The sequence below is a fragment of the Syntrophorhabdaceae bacterium genome (assembly GCA_028713955.1).
GTDB lineage: Bacteria > Desulfobacterota > Syntrophorhabdia > Syntrophorhabdales > Syntrophorhabdaceae > UBA5609.
In genome coordinates this window covers 1-2,544 of sequence record JAQTNJ010000369.1, presented here as the reverse complement: position 1 = coordinate 2,544, position 2,544 = coordinate 1, and the positions used below count along the sequence as shown (strand labels likewise).

General features: G+C 49.7%; 5 protein-coding genes. All 5 read right to left on the bottom strand.

The window, feature by feature from the left end; genetic code table 11:
- On the bottom strand, nt 1-206 hold a 206-nt coding region (locus tag PHU49_17185), incomplete at its 3' end, for a MaoC/PaaZ C-terminal domain-containing protein (GenBank protein MDD5245744.1).
- A gap of 162 nt (nt 207-368) precedes the next feature.
- The gene (locus PHU49_17180) at nt 369-821 is read right to left on the bottom strand and encodes a DUF805 domain-containing protein (protein MDD5245743.1); all 453 of its coding nucleotides are present in this window, start codon (nt 819-821) and stop codon (nt 369-371) included.
- A gap of 158 nt (nt 822-979) precedes the next feature.
- Nucleotides 980-1,492, bottom strand: coding sequence for an N-acetyltransferase (locus PHU49_17175; protein MDD5245742.1), 513 nt, complete (start codon nt 1,490-1,492; stop codon nt 980-982).
- A 92-nt stretch (nt 1,493-1,584) separates the two neighbouring features.
- Nucleotides 1,585-2,154, bottom strand: a complete 570-nt coding sequence (locus tag PHU49_17170) for an aldolase (protein MDD5245741.1) — start codon at nt 2,152-2,154, stop codon at nt 1,585-1,587.
- Between the two features lie 91 nt (nt 2,155-2,245).
- Nucleotides 2,246-2,544 (bottom strand): hypothetical protein (locus tag PHU49_17165; protein ID MDD5245740.1); only part of this gene is annotated, 299 nt, incomplete at its 5' end.

The following is a 2,544-nucleotide window of genomic DNA, read 5'->3' as shown; positions in this document are numbered from 1 at the left end:
TGCCATCCGCTGGCAACGAGTCCTCCAAATGAGGTCTTCCTGGCCGCTTCGGGATCGGTATGGAAGACCTGCGGATCATATTGTGATGCAAAATCGACCATTGTCTTCTCATCCACTACTATTGATCCGAATTCATACACGGAACCCGGCACGTGATCCTCAAGATACAGGACCCTGAGGTGTTCTGTTGCTGAAGTATTGATCAAGTTCTCCTCCTTGTCGGCAATTATCTTCTTCGTGCACACTGCGCGTTTTTTTGCCGATCCATCAAGCCTCTTTCGTCAGAGGGACGTAGTTGATTAACGTGACTGATTCTCCCTCTGCCGGTATGAAAAAAAGAGGATCAGATGATCAGTCATGATAGTCAACTACGTTTCCGATCTCTGTATAGACGCACCACAATGTGCACATACGGCGGCATTATCATCGATTTCTTTGCCGCATTCTCTGCAGAACTCAGCCGCTGTTGGATTTGGACCGTACCGATTCTCATCCTTTCGACTGCCCTGCATCATGAAAACGAGAAGAATAATGGCGCCGATGATTGGAATCAAAACGATAAGCAGCCACCACCCACTGCGATTTGTGTCATGAAGTCGCCGTACCGAAACAGCAATACCAGGAACAAAAACTGCCAGCACATAGATGCTTCCCAGCAGACCTATTCCGGCACCTTTACTGGAAGTGCCGACCAAACCGTCAATGAAACCTAAAACAAGGCCTACGATGAAGTTGAACAAGAAAAAGTACCAGTACTCTTTGCGCCTTGCCCTCCCGCTAAATACCGCGTATTTCTTTAAGGCCTGGAGATACCAATTCATGTGCTCCCCCTTTCTTGCCCCTGATGACTACCATAGGCGAATGCTGAACCGATGGGGGCTGTCCTCAGTCAAATAATTTCTTATCAGTTGATTTATCCTCTATGACCCCGCCCTTTTTTAATCTTCCTCCAAAGGTCATAAAAATGCAATGAGATTCTTTAACCGTTTGCAGTAAAGCCTTCATGGAATACAACAGTACCACGAGTCTTGTTTTCCCCGAACGGCAACGCAAGAAAGTACTGTTGCGGAACGTCTTCAATAACCAGGTCCGGGAGATTTCTGAAGCCTAATCGTTCGTAGTAGCCGGGATCTCCCACGAGCACGCAGCCTTTTGCGCCCAATGCCTTTAGCGAGGACAGGCCTGCATGGATCAGGGATTTTCCAATACCCTGCTTCTGCAATTCCGGCAAGACAGAGACGGGACCGATACCATACCAGCCCTGGCTGCCATCGGAAATGGTCACAGGCGAAAACGCTATGTGACCTACTACCTTGTTATCAGCTTCTGCAACCAGGGAAATCGTGAGAGCATTCGCATCTCGCAACGCGTTAATAATGAACTGCTCCGCGTGGTTGCTAATTTGAAGATTCTTAAAGGCCGCTTTCGTGACCTCCGATATTGCTTCGATGTCCGACCCGATCTCGTTACGGATAATTATTTTCGCTTCCAATTTACGCCTGCCCCTGTGGTGATTTTATATAGAGCACGCTCCCGGTTTTGCCGCGTATATGATAGCCGGCTGCGTCATGGCAAGGCGGCGGGTCATCTCTTCAGGTGGTGGATGAAAAACGCGGATGCTTCGAGACTGCTCGTCAGCATATATGCCTCTTCAAGTGTATCGCCGCGGGCAAAACTCCCGTGCCCCCTCACAAGGATGATCTTATGATTCTCCATGTGTTTGCCGATCAAGCCGGCGAGGTCTTTCCTGCTGCCTGTTTTCTTAGACGTTAAGACCGGTATCTTCTTAAAGAAATACGATCCTTCCCGATCTACGGGGATAAGTGTGTCTTCTGTTATCGACAGGAGCGTCGCATACGGCGGGTGGGCATGCACGATCGCGAGGGCATCGGTGCTTTGATATATGGCCCTGTGGACAGGCACCTCCGATGACGCTGTGCGGGAAAGGTCCGGATCATCTTTGTCAGTATCGAGTGTGACAATGTCTGTTCGGTTTAACCGGCCCAGCATGGCGCCCTTTCTTGTAATGTAGATCGTATTGCCGATCCGCGCGCTCATGTTCCCCGCGTGCGAGCTGATCAACCCCCGTAAAAAAAGATCCCTCCCGAATTCCTTGAATTGGCGGAAGAGGGTTTTTTCCGAGATGTTTTTCATAATCGAATGTTCTTCTGTATCCGTACGTCGTGAATCGTAAGTCGTAAGGGGTTAAAATCGCCCAACGCCTAACGCTTTACGCCTGACGGCTTCATCCATGCGGCTTTATGATGACCTTCAGGCAGTCTTTGCCTTCAGAGGCGGTCTTAAATCCTTTTGCGATCTCCTGCAGGCTGAACCTGTGCGTGACCATGTCTTTGACGTCGATATTCCCGGCCCTGATAAGCTCGATGGCCTGGATATTATCAAGGGGGGCTGCCCCATAACAGGTTTTAAAGCCTACATCGTTCCTCCAGAAAGGATTCAGATCGACATCAAGGGTCTCTCCGGGGTTCGGCACTGCGAAAAACAAGATCGTTCCTCCCCGGTCAACTGACTGCAATGCCTGTT

Bases quoted from the DNA above. Each gene is read 5' to 3' on its own strand.
- PHU49_17180 (MDD5245743.1), bottom strand. From the start codon at position 821: ATGAATTGGTATCTCCAGGCCTTAAAGAAATACGCGGTATTTAGCGGG.
- PHU49_17170 (MDD5245741.1), bottom strand. From the start codon at position 2,154: ATGAAAAACATCTCGGAAAAAACCCTCTTCCGCCAATTCAAGGAATTC.